This is a genomic window from Micromonospora sp. NPDC004551, assembly GCF_040609975.1.
Lineage (GTDB): Bacteria > Actinomycetota > Actinomycetes > Mycobacteriales > Micromonosporaceae > Micromonospora.
In genome coordinates, this window is the sequence record NZ_JBEXLM010000011.1 from 1 (window position 1) to 13,089 (window position 13,089).

The 13,089-nt window shown below is 73.4% G+C and carries 11 protein-coding genes, 3 tRNA genes and 1 pseudogene; 7 read left to right on the forward strand and 8 right to left on the reverse strand.

The window, feature by feature from the left end; all coding sequences use genetic code 11:
* Nucleotides 1-157 precede the first annotated feature (157 nt).
* Together ABZW14_RS15190 and ABZW14_RS15195 are read right to left on the reverse strand one after the other, a co-directional pair.
* Nucleotides 158-230, reverse strand: a tRNA-Lys gene (locus tag ABZW14_RS15190).
* 142 nt (nt 231-372) lie between these two features.
* Nucleotides 373-445: transfer RNA gene (locus tag ABZW14_RS15195), tRNA-Lys, on the reverse strand.
* A gap of 187 nt (nt 446-632) precedes the next feature.
* Between ABZW14_RS15195 and ABZW14_RS15200 the strand changes: the two genes are divergently transcribed.
* Both ABZW14_RS15200 and ABZW14_RS15205 read left to right on the forward strand, forming a co-directional pair.
* Nucleotides 633-1,898, forward strand: a complete 1,266-nt coding sequence (locus ABZW14_RS15200; protein WP_355345741.1) for an Ig-like domain-containing protein — start codon at nt 633-635, stop codon at nt 1,896-1,898.
* Between the two features lie 214 nt (nt 1,899-2,112).
* Nucleotides 2,113-3,411 carry an Ig-like domain-containing protein gene (locus ABZW14_RS15205; protein ID WP_355345744.1) on the forward strand — a complete coding sequence of 433 codons (1,299 nt, stop codon included), beginning with the start codon at nt 2,113-2,115 and terminating at the stop codon, nt 3,409-3,411.
* Between the two features lie 105 nt (nt 3,412-3,516).
* Here the strand turns inward: ABZW14_RS15205 and ABZW14_RS15210 are convergent.
* A tRNA-His gene (locus ABZW14_RS15210) sits at nt 3,517-3,592 on the reverse strand.
* Nucleotides 3,593-3,694: 102 nt separating this feature from the next.
* The gene (gene orn / locus ABZW14_RS15215) at nt 3,695-4,291 is read right to left on the reverse strand and encodes an oligoribonuclease (protein WP_355345746.1); all 597 of its coding nucleotides are present in this window, start codon (nt 4,289-4,291) and stop codon (nt 3,695-3,697) included.
* A 68-nt stretch (nt 4,292-4,359) separates the two neighbouring features.
* On the opposite strand from orn, the gene ABZW14_RS15220 reads away from it, so the two are divergent.
* A complete protein-coding gene (locus tag ABZW14_RS15220) occupies nt 4,360-5,631 on the forward strand; it encodes a glycosyltransferase 87 family protein (RefSeq protein ID WP_355345749.1) in 1,272 nt (423 codons plus the stop codon).
* A gap of 140 nt (nt 5,632-5,771) precedes the next feature.
* Here the strand turns inward: ABZW14_RS15220 and ABZW14_RS15225 are convergent.
* From ABZW14_RS15225 to ABZW14_RS15240, 4 genes and pseudogenes are all read right to left on the reverse strand, one after another.
* A pseudogene (locus tag ABZW14_RS15225) lies at nt 5,772-6,197 on the reverse strand (hypothetical protein); the annotation flags it as partial.
* A gap of 668 nt (nt 6,198-6,865) precedes the next feature.
* Nucleotides 6,866-7,597 (reverse strand): YcnI family protein, encoded by a 732-nt coding sequence (locus tag ABZW14_RS15230; protein WP_355345752.1) that lies wholly within the window; start codon nt 7,595-7,597, stop codon nt 6,866-6,868.
* A gap of 16 nt (nt 7,598-7,613) precedes the next feature.
* The gene (locus ABZW14_RS15235; RefSeq protein WP_355345755.1) at nt 7,614-9,296 is read right to left on the reverse strand and encodes a copper resistance protein CopC; all 1,683 of its coding nucleotides are present in this window, start codon (nt 9,294-9,296) and stop codon (nt 7,614-7,616) included.
* 44 nt (nt 9,297-9,340) lie between these two features.
* Complete coding sequence (locus ABZW14_RS15240) at nt 9,341-9,985, reverse strand: zf-HC2 domain-containing protein (protein WP_355345758.1); 645 nt, start codon at nt 9,983-9,985, stop codon at nt 9,341-9,343.
* A 108-nt stretch (nt 9,986-10,093) separates the two neighbouring features.
* Here ABZW14_RS15240 and ABZW14_RS15245 point away from each other — a divergent pair, with 108 nt between their 5' ends.
* Genes ABZW14_RS15245 through ABZW14_RS15260 form a run of 4 tightly spaced genes read left to right on the forward strand, consistent with a single transcriptional unit; the run spans nt 10,094 to nt 13,053 of the window.
* The gene (locus tag ABZW14_RS15245; protein WP_355345761.1) at nt 10,094-10,684 is read left to right on the forward strand and encodes a sigma-70 family RNA polymerase sigma factor; all 591 of its coding nucleotides are present in this window, start codon (nt 10,094-10,096) and stop codon (nt 10,682-10,684) included.
* A 38-nt stretch (nt 10,685-10,722) separates the two neighbouring features.
* Nucleotides 10,723-11,238, forward strand: coding sequence for a MauE/DoxX family redox-associated membrane protein (locus tag ABZW14_RS15250; RefSeq protein WP_355345764.1), 516 nt, complete (start codon nt 10,723-10,725; stop codon nt 11,236-11,238).
* Entirely contained in the window at nt 11,231-11,947 is a 717-nt protein-coding gene (locus ABZW14_RS15255) for a thioredoxin domain-containing protein (protein WP_355345767.1), read from the forward strand. Before ABZW14_RS15250 ends, ABZW14_RS15255 begins: the two co-directional genes overlap by 8 nt.
* 17 nt (nt 11,948-11,964) lie before the next feature.
* Complete coding sequence (locus tag ABZW14_RS15260) at nt 11,965-13,053, forward strand: hypothetical protein (protein WP_355346274.1); 1,089 nt, start codon at nt 11,965-11,967, stop codon at nt 13,051-13,053.
* The last annotated feature ends 36 nt before the right edge of the window (nt 13,054-13,089 follow it).

Sequence of the window (13,089 nt, forward strand, 5' to 3'; positions counted from 1 at the left end):
GACCAGACTCGTTGTCAGCCCGACCGAGAACCGGAAAACTGAACAGCGCACAGAGCCTCACCCAGGCGATCTACACCACGCCGCGGGACGTGACCCGCGATGACCGGGGCGGAAAAGCGTCAGGCCCGGTCCAGGAGGACCGGGCCTGACCTAACCGTGCGCCGCCAGGGACTCGAACCCCGAACCCGCGGATTAAGAGTCCGCTGCTCTGCCAGTTGAGCTAGCGGCGCTCGCCGGCAACGGCAGGAACGGTAACACGCCGCCGATGCACCCTCGCGGGGGGCGGCACCGTTTCACCACCGGCGTCTCCCGCCCCTGCGGTGACCGCAAAAAGTCAGGCCCGGTGCACTGCACCGGGCCTGACTTGAACTGTGCGCCGCCAGGGACTCGAACCCCGAACCCGCGGATTAAGAGTCCGCTGCTCTGCCAGTTGAGCTAGCGGCGCTCGCTGACAACGGGAAGAACCTTAGCACGCGCGCCGAGCCGGGCTCCAATCCGATACCGGGCTCCCCCCTTCGGTCGAGCTTAACCGGCGAAAGCCCACAAACTTCGCACCCCCGAGGTCGAGGGGCCCAGCACGCGGGCTCCCATGCGGCACGATGTCCGCCAGGCACGCGAGAACAGAGGTGGGGATGGGCAGGTTCGCGCGGTCCGGGGCGATGGTGGGCGTCCTGGTCCTCACGGCGTCGCTGGCACTGACCGGGTGCGGCGACGACCAGAAGAAGCCGGCGTTCGTGGCCGGCGCGCAGCAGGGTGACGCGGTCGCGACCACGTCGCCGGGCACGACGGGTGAGCCGAGCCAGGCCGCCCTGCCGACGCTGACGGTGAGCCCGGCCGACGGGTCCGACAAGCGCCCGGTCAGCACCGAGATCAGCGCGAAGATCCCGGGCGGCGGGAAGGTGTCGAAGGTCGTCCTCACCGCCGCCAACGGCGCCACCGTCACCGGGCGGCTGCGCCGGGACGGCTCGTCCTGGGTGCCCTCGGCCCCGTTGAAGTACGCGACCCGGTACACCGCCACGGTCACCGGCACCGGCACCGACGGCCAGGCGCGGCAGGGCACCAGCAGCTTCACCACGATGGCCAAGCCGAAATCGATGATCGGCTCGGGGCTCTACATGTTCAGCGGCAAGACGTACGGCGTGGCCATGCCGGTGGTCGCCGAGTTCTCGCCGGGCATCCCGAAGAAGGACCGCGCCGCGGTGCAGAAGCGGATGTTCGTGCAGACCGACCCGCCGCAGCCGGGTGCCTGGCACTGGGTCTACAACGGCACGCAGGCGTACTACCGGGCGCCGGAGTACTGGAAGCCGGGCACCACGATCACCGTCCGGCTGGCGCTGGCCGGGATCCCGTTGAGCAACGGCCGCTACGGCAACGTCGACCGGAGCGCCACCGCCAAGATCGGCCGCGCGTTCGAGATGAAGGTCGACAACGCGACCAAGCGGATGACCGTCTACGAGAACGGGGCGGTGATCCGCACCCTGCCGGTGAGCCTGGGCAAGAAGAGCACGCCCTCCTCCAGCGGCACGATGGTGGTGATGGAGAAGAAGGAGTCGACCGTCTTCGACACCCGCGACGAGCCGGACCCGCGCAACCAGTACGTCACCAAGATCGACTTCGCCCAGCGGCTCACCTGGGGTGGCGAGTACATCCACGCCGCGCCCTGGTCCGAGGGGGTGCAGGGCCGGGAGAACGTCTCGCACGGCTGCGTGAACGTCTCGATGGCGAACGGCCGGTGGCTCTTCGGCAAGACGCTGGTCGGCGACCCGATCACGGTGAAGGGCACCGAGCGGCGACTGGAGCCGGGCAACGGCTGGACGGCCTGGAGCATGAGCTGGTCGCAGTTCGTCGCGGGCAGCGCCGTGCCGGTGCCCGCGGGCGGGCAGGAATCGCCCTTCTGACCAGGCGTAACGTGGGCGGGCGCGCCACCATCGGTGGCCGTTCGCCCGCGTCCGTCGGGCGTGAGGAGACACCACCCCGCCCGACAAAGCGCCGCACGCTATCAAAATTGTTACATCGCGGGCGGGGTGTTTTGGTTCACGTCCGGCAACGGGTAACCGTTCCGGTGCGTCTGTAGGGGACGATGGGACCCGGGACCACGACTGTGAGGGAAGCATGCGAGCTAGCCAGGACGAGCTGATCCGGGGCGGCACCGCCCGGCGCGGCGGGCGACGCCGCGTGTTCGCGGCCGCGGTGCTCGCCGCCGCCATGGCCCTGACCGGGTGCACCAGCGACAAGGGCGGGGACAAGCCGTCGAGCTGGCAGGGCGGCGGCGAGAAGGGCCCGAAGGCGGCGGCCACCATCACCGAGCCAGCGGCCGACGCCAAGGACGTCCCGGCCTCCACGGCCGTCACCTTCACGACGAAGGACGCGGAGGAGACCACCGTCGAGCTGAAGGACTCCGCCGGCAAGGCCGTCGAGGGCGAGCTCGCAAAGGACGGGAAGAGCTGGCTGCCGGACGGCGCGCTCGCCTACGGCGAGACGTACACGGCCACGGTGACCGCGACCGGCGACGACGGCAAGCCGGCCACCGCGACCAGCACCTTCACCACCATGGCGAAGCCGGGCAAGCAGATCCGGGTCACCAGCTTCCTCGGCGACAACCAGGTCGTCGGGGTGGCCATGCCGCTGATCGTCAAGTTCGGCCGGGCCATCCCGGAGGACTACCGCGACGACCTCCAGCGCCGGATGACCGTCACGGCGAAGCCCGCCCAGGAGGGCATCTGGCACTGGGTGAGCCCCACCGAGGTGCACTACCGCCCGAAGACCTTCTGGAAGGCCAACAGCACGGTCAGCTACAAGGTGCAGGCGGGCGGGCTGCCGCTCGGCGCCGGCTGGTACGGCCGCTCCGACCTCACCGTCGACATCAAGATCGGCCCGTCGTTCGTGATGACCGTGGAGAACCGCACCAAGCGGATGACGGTCACCAAGGACGGCAAGGTGATCAAGACGATCCTGGTGAGCCTCGGCAAGAAGAGCACCCCGTCGTCCAGCGGCACCATGGTGGTGATCGAGAAGCTCCGCCACACGGTCTTCGACACCATGGAGGAGCTGGGCCCCGAGGAGGGCTACCGCACCGAGATCGACTACGCCCAGCGGCTCACCTGGGGCGGCGAGTTCATCCACGCCGCGCCCTGGTCGGAGGGCGTGCAGGGCCGCACCAACGTCTCGCACGGCTGCGTGAACGTCTCGATGAAGGACGGCAACTGGCTCTTCGCCAACACCCGCATGGGCGACCCGATCACGGTGAAGGGCACCGAGCGCAAGCTCCAGAACGGCAACGGCTGGACCGACTGGAACATGAGCTGGGACGAGTACGTCAAGGGCAGCGCCCTGCCGTACGAGCCGCCGGCCGAGCCGGGCGACGACACCAGCCCGTCCGCCGACGAGCCGAGCGTCGAGCCGACCAACTAATCCGATGGCATCGAGCGGCCCCCTCCACCTGGACGGGGCCGCTCGCCGCTGTCGCGCCCGGAAATGACCGAAGCCCCCTCCCGGAGGAGGGGGCTTCGGTTCCGCTGGGGTGACTGATGGGAATTGAACCCACGACAACCGGGACCACAACCCGGTGCTCTGCCAACTGAGCTACAGCCACCATGCTCTCCGCGCCGGTCGACCCGGGCGGGGCGCGGACTAATAATAGCCACACCCCTGCGGGCCCCGTCCAGCGGGTTGCGGCCGGGCCGCCCGGCGGGGCTCAGAGCTGGGCGGCGATCGCCTTGGCGGTCTCCACGTCGGGGCCGGGCAGCGGTACGAAGACGGTCCGCCGGTAGTACTCCAGCTCGCGGATGCTCTCCCGGATGTCGGCCAGCGCCCGGTGGGCCAGCCCCTTCTGCGGCTGGCCGAAGTACACCCGCGGGTACCAGCGCCGGCACAGTTCCTTGATCGACGAGACGTCGATCATCCGGTAGTGCAGGTGGGCGTCGAGCCGGGTCATGTCCCGGGCGATGAAGCCGCGGTCGGTGGCGATCGAGTTGCCGCACAGCGGGGCGGTGCGCGGGTCCTTGACGTGGCTGGCGACGTAGTCGAGCACCATGTCCTCGGCCTCGGCCAGGGTGACCGTGGAGCGGCGTACCTCCTCGGTGAGGCCGGACTTGGCGTGCATGGTGCGCACGATCTCCGGCATCGCCTCCAGCGCCGCCTCGTCGGCGTGGATCACCACGTCGACGCCCTCCCCGAGCACGTTGAGGTCGGGGTCGGTGACGAGCGCGGCGACCTCGATCAGCTTGTCCCGGCCGAGGTCCAACCCGGTCATCTCACAGTCGATCCAGACGAGAAGATCAGCCACCGCCACAGACTACGCGCCGCCGACCCGCCCGCGCCTGAAGCACCCTGGCCGAGGTGGACCGCTAGGGTTTCCCCGTGCCAGCCGAACCCGTCGCACCACCCGCCGTCACCGAGGACGATCCGGGCGGGCGTACGGCGCGTCGGCTGGTCGCGGTGGTGGCGCTCGCGGCGGTGCTGCCCGCGCTCTACCTGCCCGGCCTGGTGCACGACTTCTTCGACCTCAAGATCTACATGCGGGCCATGGACTGGTGGTCGGCCGGTCACCCGCTCTACGACTACGTCCAGCCGGACCGGGTCCAGGGCGCGCTCTACTTCACCTATCCCCCGTTCGCGGCCCTGCTGCTGCGGCCGTTCGCGCTGCTGCCGCTCGGCGCCACCATCGCGATCTTCACGGTGCTGACCGTGGTCGGCGTGGTGGTGACCACCCGCTGGCTGGTGCTGCCCGTGCTCCGGCGGCACGACCTGCCGAAGCTGTTCAGCCTCACGGTCGCCGTGCTGCTGGTCCTCGCGGTGGAGAGCACCCGGGAGACGCTCACCTTCGGGCAGATCAACATGCTGCTGGTGGTGCTGATCCTGGGCGACCTGCTGTTCGCCGTCCCCCAGGGGCGGCGCTGGGCCGGCGTGGGTGTGGGGCTGGCGGCGGCGCTGAAGCTGTTTCCCGGCATCTTCGTGCTCTACCTGCTGGCCACCCGGCGCTGGCGGGCGGCCATGGTGGCGGCGGTGACCGCGACGCTGGCCACCCTGCTCGCGGCGGCGATCGCGCCCGGCGACTCGTGGCGGTTCTGGACCCACGAGCTGTGGGCGACCGACCGGGTGGGTCGGACCGACTACACCGGGAACCAGTCACTGTTCGGCCTGCTCAGCCGGATCACCGCGCCGGACAAGCCGAGCCAGTTGCCCTGGCTGCTGCTCGTCCTGCTGGTCACCGGGTACGGGCTGTGGCGGGCCGCGCGGGCGGCGCGGGCCGGGGACGCCCTGGCCGGCCTCACGCTGACCGGCCTGGTCGGCGGGCTGGTCAGCCCGATCACCTGGACCCACCACCTGTACTGGTTCATCCCGGCGGTGGTGGTACTGGTCGACGCGGCGCTGGACGCCGACCGCACCACCGTGGCGGGTGCCCGCCGGTGGCGGTGGCTGCTCGTCCTGGCCGCCGGCACGGGCTTCGTGATCGTCTACGGGGTGGTCACCTTCCAGGACTGGGGCGTCGCCCCGGCGCGCACCGACGATCCCGCCGAGTTCGTCGTCCGCAACGCGTACGTGCTGCTCAGCCTGCTGCTGCTGGTCGTCCTGCCGACCCGCCGGCCGGCGCCGGAGCGGGCTGCCGCTCCCGCCGGAAACGGGCACTAACTGGACAGAACTCGCGACAAGCGCCGTTCGGCGCTAATCTGGTCTCAACTACCTCAGGTTTCTCCCAGGTAGCACCGATCCCCCGGTGACGGTGGCCCTCCGCGTCGGCAGCGCGGAGGGCCACCGCCGTAATGCCGGGTTCACTCGTCGGCGGGCGGGGCCGGCCGGATCGGGCGGGATGAGCCCGCGGCGGTCACCGGGGGCCAGGACCACTCCGGGTCGGCGGGCAGGTCGGCCAGGCTCTCCGGCCGCCGGCTCGGCACCGGGCCGATGGCCGCGCGGGACCGCCCGGCGGGCGCCGACCCGACGGAGACCAGTTGCCGGTCCGGCACGGTGGACGGTTCCGGCTGCCGGCCCAGCCCGCTCAGTGAGCTGACGCCCAGCCGGCCGGCCAGCACCGGAACCTGGTCCGGCTCGACGACGAAGACCACCTCGCGCGGGCGCACCGGGCGCAGCAGCAGCACCACGGCGAGGACCACCAGCAGCGTCCCGCCGGCCAGCAGCGCCCAGGCCACCCCGGGGAACCAGCCGGCGCGCAGTTCGGCGCGCAGGTCCAGGGCCAGGTCGCCGCGCCCGTCCGGCCGCATCACCACCAGGCTCAGCGACCGGCCGGCCACCTCGGCCGGGCTCCACTCCAGAGAGCCGATCCCCTCGCGTACCCAGAGGTCCTGGCCGAGCGGGACGGGGGTCGCGGTGCCGGCGGTGGGCGGGTCGAGGCGCACCGGCAGTGGACCCCGCGCCAGCGCGACCCGCTGCACGGTGGCGTGCGGCACGTCGGCGAGCCACCGTCGCACCTGATCGGTCGGGGCGAGGCCGAGGAAGGCGGGGCCGTCGGCGGTCCGCGCGGTGAGCCGCAGCCGGGCCTGCCCGGACCGGGCGACCGGCGCCTCCGCGCGGAGCACGGCGTCCACGTCGGTCACCACGACCGCCCGGGCGGGGGTGCGGATCGTCTCGAGGCGGGCGCCGAAGCCGCCGTCCGGGTCGGTGTGCCGAGCGGCGAGCCACAGCCCGGCACCCGCCAGCAGGGCCGGAATTCCCACGGTCAACAGCAGCATGCCGGCGATCGTGCGCACGAAACGCATTCGCGTCGTCCCCCTCGGTAGCGAAGTACCCCGGCCGACCTTACCGACGGCGGCCACACAATCGCCGGATATCCACGGCATGCGACCGAAGGACCACGGAAAGGCCGCCGGCCCGCCGGAAGATCCGACGGGCCGGCGGCGCGAGCGTGGGGTCAGGACTTCGCGGCGGGCTCCCGGCGGGTACGCAGGAAGGCCAGCCCGCCGAGGATCAGGCCGGCCAGGCCGGCGACCAGACCGGCCACGCCGAGCGCGGTGGCGGCGCCGGTGTCGGCGTCGTCGTCGTCGTCATCGGCGGCGGCGGCCGCCGGGGCGCTGGCGGCCGGCGAAGCGGACGCCGAGGCGGCGGTCAGGGTGAGCACCGGCGCCGGGTTCTCCGGCTCCTCCGCGCCCGGCGTGGGCTCCTCGATCCAGCGCGAGACGTTGCCGTCCGAGTAGGTCTGGAGCACCTTGAACACCATCCGGTCGACCTGCGGCAGCGGCCCCATCGACACCGGGAACTCCTGGAACTCGCCCGGCTTGACCCCGCCGTTCGGTGCGGCCGTCCAGGTCAGCTTGGCGACCGCCTCGGTGAGCTGGCTGCCGTGCACGTCGATCGGCGGGTCGACCTTGCGCTTCTCGACGGCGACCGTCCAGCCGGGCACCGGCATGGTGGAGACCGAGCCGACCGGAGCGTTCTCCGGCAGGTTCACCTCGACCTTGGTGGTCGACGCCGTGTCGCTCTCGTTCGGCACCCGGAAGGCGAAGCGGCCGTAGCTGCCCTGCGTGGCCTCCTTCGGGTTCACGGTGACGTGCGCGGAGGCCGGCCCGGCCAGGCCGAGCACGGCCGCGGCCACGGCGGTGAGAGTGAGCGCGGCGGCGGTTGCGGGGCGCCGGAGACGGATCATGTGGGCGAGCCTTCCGTTACTTGACGGGCACGGTGGCGGTCACCGTGGCCTGGTCGATGTCGGACGTGCGGACGGTGAAGCGGAGCTGCCACTGCCCCGCCGCCGGCAGGTTGAACTCGCCGAAGGCGTGGTTGTCGGTCAGTGGCAGCAGCGGGATCGTGATCGGCTCGATGCCCGCCGACGGCAGGGCGGCGGTGGCCTTCCACTCCTGCACCGGCTGGGGCCGGTTGTCCTTCGTGTACGCGTAGAGGTGCAGCGAGTTGCTGCCGGTCTCGGCCGGGTCCAGCTCGACCTGGAGCGAGTACAGCGGGCTGCTCAGCGTGGTGGAGAAGAAGTTGTCCGGTGCTCCGGCCACGGTGGCGGAGGCGGTGCGGGCCGGGGTGGTCTGCACGAGCGTCGCGGACACGCCGAGCACCACCGCGGTGATCGCCAGCTCGGCCACCACGGCCCGCCGCATCGATCCGGGGCGGCCCGCGGCGGCGCGCCGCCGCACCAGCGCCCGGGAGTAGGCGGCCACCCCGATCACCGCCGCGAACAGCACGATCTTGGCGAGCAGCAGTTGCCCGTACGTGGTGTCGATCAGCGCCTTCGGGGTGGCCACCTCGATGAGTCCCTGCACGGTGCCGGCCAGCAGCAGCGCGGCCACCGCCAGCGCCGCCCAGCGCGACCAGATCGGCAGGATCGCGTCCAGTTCCCATTCGTCGGCCCGGCGCAGCAAAAACACCGCGAGCATCACGAGGCCGCCCAGCCAGACGGCCATGCTGCCCAGGTGCACGGCGTCCACGACCACCGACACGGCGGGCGCGGGCGACGCCGCCGGGTGCCCCGCGAGGGGCCAGGTGAACAGCGCCGCCCCGCCGAGGATGGCCAGGATGAGCCCGTCGGTGCGGCCGACCGGCCCCGCGAAGAGCGGGCGGAGCAGGAACGCCGCCGCGGCGAGCAGGCCGAGCCGGACCAGGTGCGCGGTGCCGTAGGTGCTGCCCAGCACGTCGCCGAAGCCGGTGCCGGTGACGTCGAACAGGCCGCCGCCGTTGGTGTAGGGGACCTGGAGCCACAGCTCGGCGAGGGTGGCCACGGCCAGCAGGCCGAGCCCCGACCAGGCGAGCCGGGCGGGGCCGCGCCGGGACAGCCGGCGGGGCCACAACGCCGCCAGCACCAGTGCCGGGCCGACGAGCAGCAGCAGCCCGACGTAGCCCAGGTACTTGGCCACCTTGACCGCGTTGCCGACCACCGGGTTGGCCCGGGTGTCCGTGCCGGTGTCGGTCGGCGGGGTGGACGGCGCGCCGACCGAGTAGGTGAACGCGCCGGAGACCGGGTGGCTGTCGGCCGAGATCACCCGGTAGCTGACCAGGTAGGTGCCACGGGCGCCGGACGGGTCCACCGGGATGGTGACCACCGCGCCCTTGAAGGTCGGCTCACCCCGGTCGGCCCGGGAGCCGTCGGGCGCGATCACCCGGACCTTGCCGGGGACCTTGCGGACCCCCTCGCTGAAGGTGATCACGACTTCGGCGGGCGCGCTCGGCACCACGGACGAGGCGGCGGGACTGCTGCTCACCAGCACCGCGTGGGCGCTGGCCGGGGTGGCCGGGGCCAGCAGCAGGGCGACGAGGGTGACCAGCAGTCCGGCGGCGGTTCCCAGCCGGGCGGCCCAGGGCCGGTCGGCGACGGCCACGGGGCGGCGGCGTACGGCAGCAGTCATGACCGTCATGCTTCCCGAACCGACCGGCGACCGGCGACCCGACCTCATCCGCGCCCCGGCGCCAGCGCCGTGGGCAGCCGGTGCTCGGCCTCCCCGCTCACCCGCCCCAACGCCCAGAGCAGCCCGGCCTGCGCCACGGCGGCCAGGTGACCCAGCTCGTGCACGAGGGCGGTGGTCGAGGCGGCGATGTCGACGGCGCTGGTCCCGGCCAGGCAGACCGCCAGCACCAGCGCCACCGGCAGGAACGCCCGGGCCCGCTCGGGCCGCCAGGCGGCGAGGGCGAACCCGACGGCGAGTGCCGCGTCGAAGGAGGCCATCTCCCGGCCGGTGTGCGGGTCGGCGTCGATGCCCGCCCCGGCCAGCAGGATCGGCAGCGCGACGGCGAGTTGCGCGACGGCGGCGACGGCCACCGCCACCCGGAGCACCTGCCGACGGGCCCGCCGGGTGGCCGCGACGGAGTCCTCCGCCGCCGCCCGGTCCGCGGCGACCGCGGCCAGGACGGGGGCGGTCAGATCGGGTACGGCCACCGCCTGCAACCGGGCGAGCCGGGTGACCCGCTCGGCGCGGGCCAGCCAGGACCGGCAGCCCGGGCAGGCCGCGGTGTGCCCCGCCAGGGCGGCCGCGGGGACCCGCGGATCCTCCCCGTCCAGCCCGGCGGAGAGCGCCACGCGTACGTCGTCGCACCTCATAGGCGGGTAGTCGGCGGGCGGGCGGGAAAAGTTCCCGGCGTGGGCGGGACCACGTAGTGGGCCGAAGGACCCTGTCCGGCACAGGTACGCCGCGTAACCTCGTCTGTCGTGATCCCCGCCCCGCGCGACACCTCCGCCGGCCGCCCCGCGGCGGCGGCGCACGAGGCTGCCCGGGACAGCGCGACCGACTGGGCACTGGCCGCCCGGGAGGGCGACCCGGTGGCCCAGGCCGCCTTCGTCCGGGCCACCCAGGCCGAGGTGTGGCGCTTCGCCGCCGCCCTCGTCGACCCGGACAGCGCCGACGACCTGACCCAGGAGACGTACCTGCGGGCATTCCGGGCGCTGCCCGGCTTCGAGGGCCGGTCCACCGCCCGGACCTGGCTGCTCGGCATCGCCCGGCGGGCCTGCGCCGACCACCTCCGCACCGTGGTCCGCCGCCGGCGGCTGGACGCGCGGCTCGCCGCGCACGCGGTCACCGACCGGCCCCACCCGGACCCGTCCGGGCAGCTCGGCGCCACCGACCTGGTGCGCCGGCTCCCCGCCGAACGGCGCTCCGCGTTCGTGCTCACCCAGCTGCTCGGCCTGTCGTACGCCGAGGCCGCCGCCGTGGAGGGGGTGCCGGTGGGCACCATCCGCTCCCGGGTCGCGCGGGCCCGCGACGAGCTGGTCGAGGCCGTCGGCGACGCGTTGACCGGTTGATCGTGGAACTTTCCTCGGATCCGAAGCGACCAACGACCGTGACCGCACACCCCACCCGGTCCGGCCGCTGGCCCGCCGTCCGGCCCTGGCTCGGCATCGCCGCCCGCCTCGGCCTGGCCGCCGTCTGGTTGGTCGCCGGCGCCTCGAAGGTCGACGACCTGGCCGCGTCCGGCCGGGCGGTCAACGCCTACCAGGTGATGCCGTACGAGCTGGCCACGGTGATCGGCGCCGCGCTGCCCTTCGTCGAGCTGGCGCTCGGCGTGCTCCTGCTCGTCGGGCTGGCCACCCGGGTGGTGGCCGGGGTCTCCGCCGCGCTGCTGGTGGTCTTCATCGTCGGCATCGCCTCGGCCTGGTCGCGCGGCCTGGCGATCGACTGCGGGTGCTTCGGCAGCGGCGGGCAGCTCGCCGCGGGCCAGGCACCGAGCTATCTCCCGGAGATCCTCCGGGACCTGGGATTCCTGGTACTGGCCGGGTTCCTGCTGAGCTGGCCCCGCACCCCGTTCTCGGTGGACGGCTGGCTGGCGGGCGACACCGTGGAGGTCGACGATGAGTAGTCGCAAGGGGCGGAAGAACGCGGCTCAGATGGTCCGCGCGCAGATCGCCCGGGAGAAGCGGCGCACCCGCACGATCTGGACCTCCGTCGCCGCCGTGGCGGTGCTGGTGATCGCCGGGTTGATCGGCTGGGCGGTCTTCTCCAGCCAGAAGTCGAAGACCTTCAACACCCCGCCCGGCTCCAACCCGCCCGGCACGGCCGTCGTCCTCGGCGAGGGCCCGGTCACCGTCGACCTCTACGAGGACTACCTCTGCCCGGTCTGCAAGCAGTTCCAGCAGACCAGCGGCGCGACGATCAACCAGTTGATCAGCGACGGCAAGATCCGGGTGAACTTCCACCCGGTGGCCTTCCTCAACCGCTTCTCCACCACCGAGTACTCCACCCGCTCCTCGGCCGCCGCCGGCTGCGCCGCGCAGGGCGGGAAGTTCAAGGAGTTCACCGACCAGCTCTTCGCCCAGCAGCCGGCCGAGGGCAGCGCCGGGCTCAGCGACGAGGAGCTCATCGGGCTCGGCGCGGGCGTCGGGCTCAACCGGGACGACTTCGCCTCCTGCGTGCGGGACGGAAAGTACAAGACGTGGACCGAGCACGTCACCGACGAGGCCAGCAAGTCCGGTGTCACCGGCACCCCGACCATCCGGGTCAACGGCAAGGACGTCCAGGACCGCAGCCCCGAGGGAATCCGGGCGGCCGTGGAGGCGGCCGGCAAGTGATCCCGGCACCGCTGTTCATCCCGGCACCGCTGCGGCGGGCCGCGCTGGTGGTCACCGCCGCCCTCGCCGTCCTCCTCACCCTCGCCGGCCCGGCCGCCGCGCACGGCGCGGACGCCCCCGACGGCACCGACTACCGGGCCGAGGTCACCGGCATCGGCCCGGCCCGGCCGGGGCTCACCGCCCGGATGGTCGAGGCCGGCGCCCGTCTCGAACTGACCAACCGCACGGCGGCCGACGTCGAGGTGCTCGGCTACTCCGGCGAGCCGTACCTGCGGATCGGCCCCGGCGGCGTGTACGAGAACACCCGCTCCCCCGCCACCTACCTCAACCGCACCCTCGCCGGGAACACCCAGCTCCCGCCCGAGGCCGACCCGGCCGCCGCGCCGGTCTGGCGGCGGATCTCCGACGGCCCGACGGCCCGCTGGCACGACCAGCGGACGCTCTGGCTGGAGTCGGACCCGCCGGCCCAGGTGGCCGCCGGACCCGACCGCGTGCAGCGGGTTCGCGAGTGGGTGGTGCCGCTGCGCGCCGGGACGGGCACGGTCGAGGTACGCGGCACGCTGGACTGGGTGCCGCCGCCGGACGCGTACCCGTGGTGGGTGACGGCCACCCTCGGTCTCCTGGTGATCGGCGCGGCCGGTCTGGTCCCGGCCGGGACCGCCGCAGGCGTCCGCGCGCTGCGCGGCGTGGGCGCGCTGCTCGCCCTGGGCGGGGCGGCGGCCGTGGCGCTCACCGTCGGCAAGGCCGTGGACAGCGGCGCGGCCGGCGCGGGCGGGGTGCTCCTCGACCTGCTCACCGGGCAGACGTGGACGCTGCTCACCGGGCTCGGCGCGCTCGCCGCCGGCGCCTACACGCTGGCGCGCCGCCCGGCCGCCGACTTCGCGCTGGCCCTGGCCGGGGCGTGCCTGGCCCTGTTCGCCGGCATCTCGAACCTGGCCGTCCTCACCCGCTCGGTGGCCCCGGTCGCCGGCCCACCCACCCTCGCCCGCGTGCTCGTCACCCTGGCGCTGGCCACCGGCCTCGGCGCGGTCGCCGCCGGGCTGCTACGCCTGCGCACCGCCTCCCGCGCCGCCCAGGCCACCCCTCCGGTCCCCGTCCCCCGCTGATCCTGCGGTTGCGGCCCCGGAGCTGCGGCTTCCGTC

Bases quoted from the DNA above. Each gene is read 5' to 3' on its own strand.
- ABZW14_RS15230 (WP_355345752.1), bottom strand. From the start codon at position 7,597: ATGATCCGTCTCCGGCGCCCCGCAACCGCCGCCGCGCTCACTCTCACC.
- ABZW14_RS15205 (WP_355345744.1), top strand. From the start codon at position 2,113: ATGCGAGCTAGCCAGGACGAGCTGATCCGGGGCGGCACCGCCCGGCGC.
- ABZW14_RS15235 (WP_355345755.1), bottom strand. From the start codon at position 9,296: ATGACTGCTGCCGTACGCCGCCGCCCCGTGGCCGTCGCCGACCGGCCC.
- ABZW14_RS15255 (WP_355345767.1), top strand. From the start codon at position 11,231: ATGAGTAGTCGCAAGGGGCGGAAGAACGCGGCTCAGATGGTCCGCGCG.
- ABZW14_RS15200 (WP_355345741.1), top strand. From the start codon at position 633: ATGGGCAGGTTCGCGCGGTCCGGGGCGATGGTGGGCGTCCTGGTCCTC.
- ABZW14_RS15240 (WP_355345758.1), bottom strand. From the start codon at position 9,985: ATGAGGTGCGACGACGTACGCGTGGCGCTCTCCGCCGGGCTGGACGGG.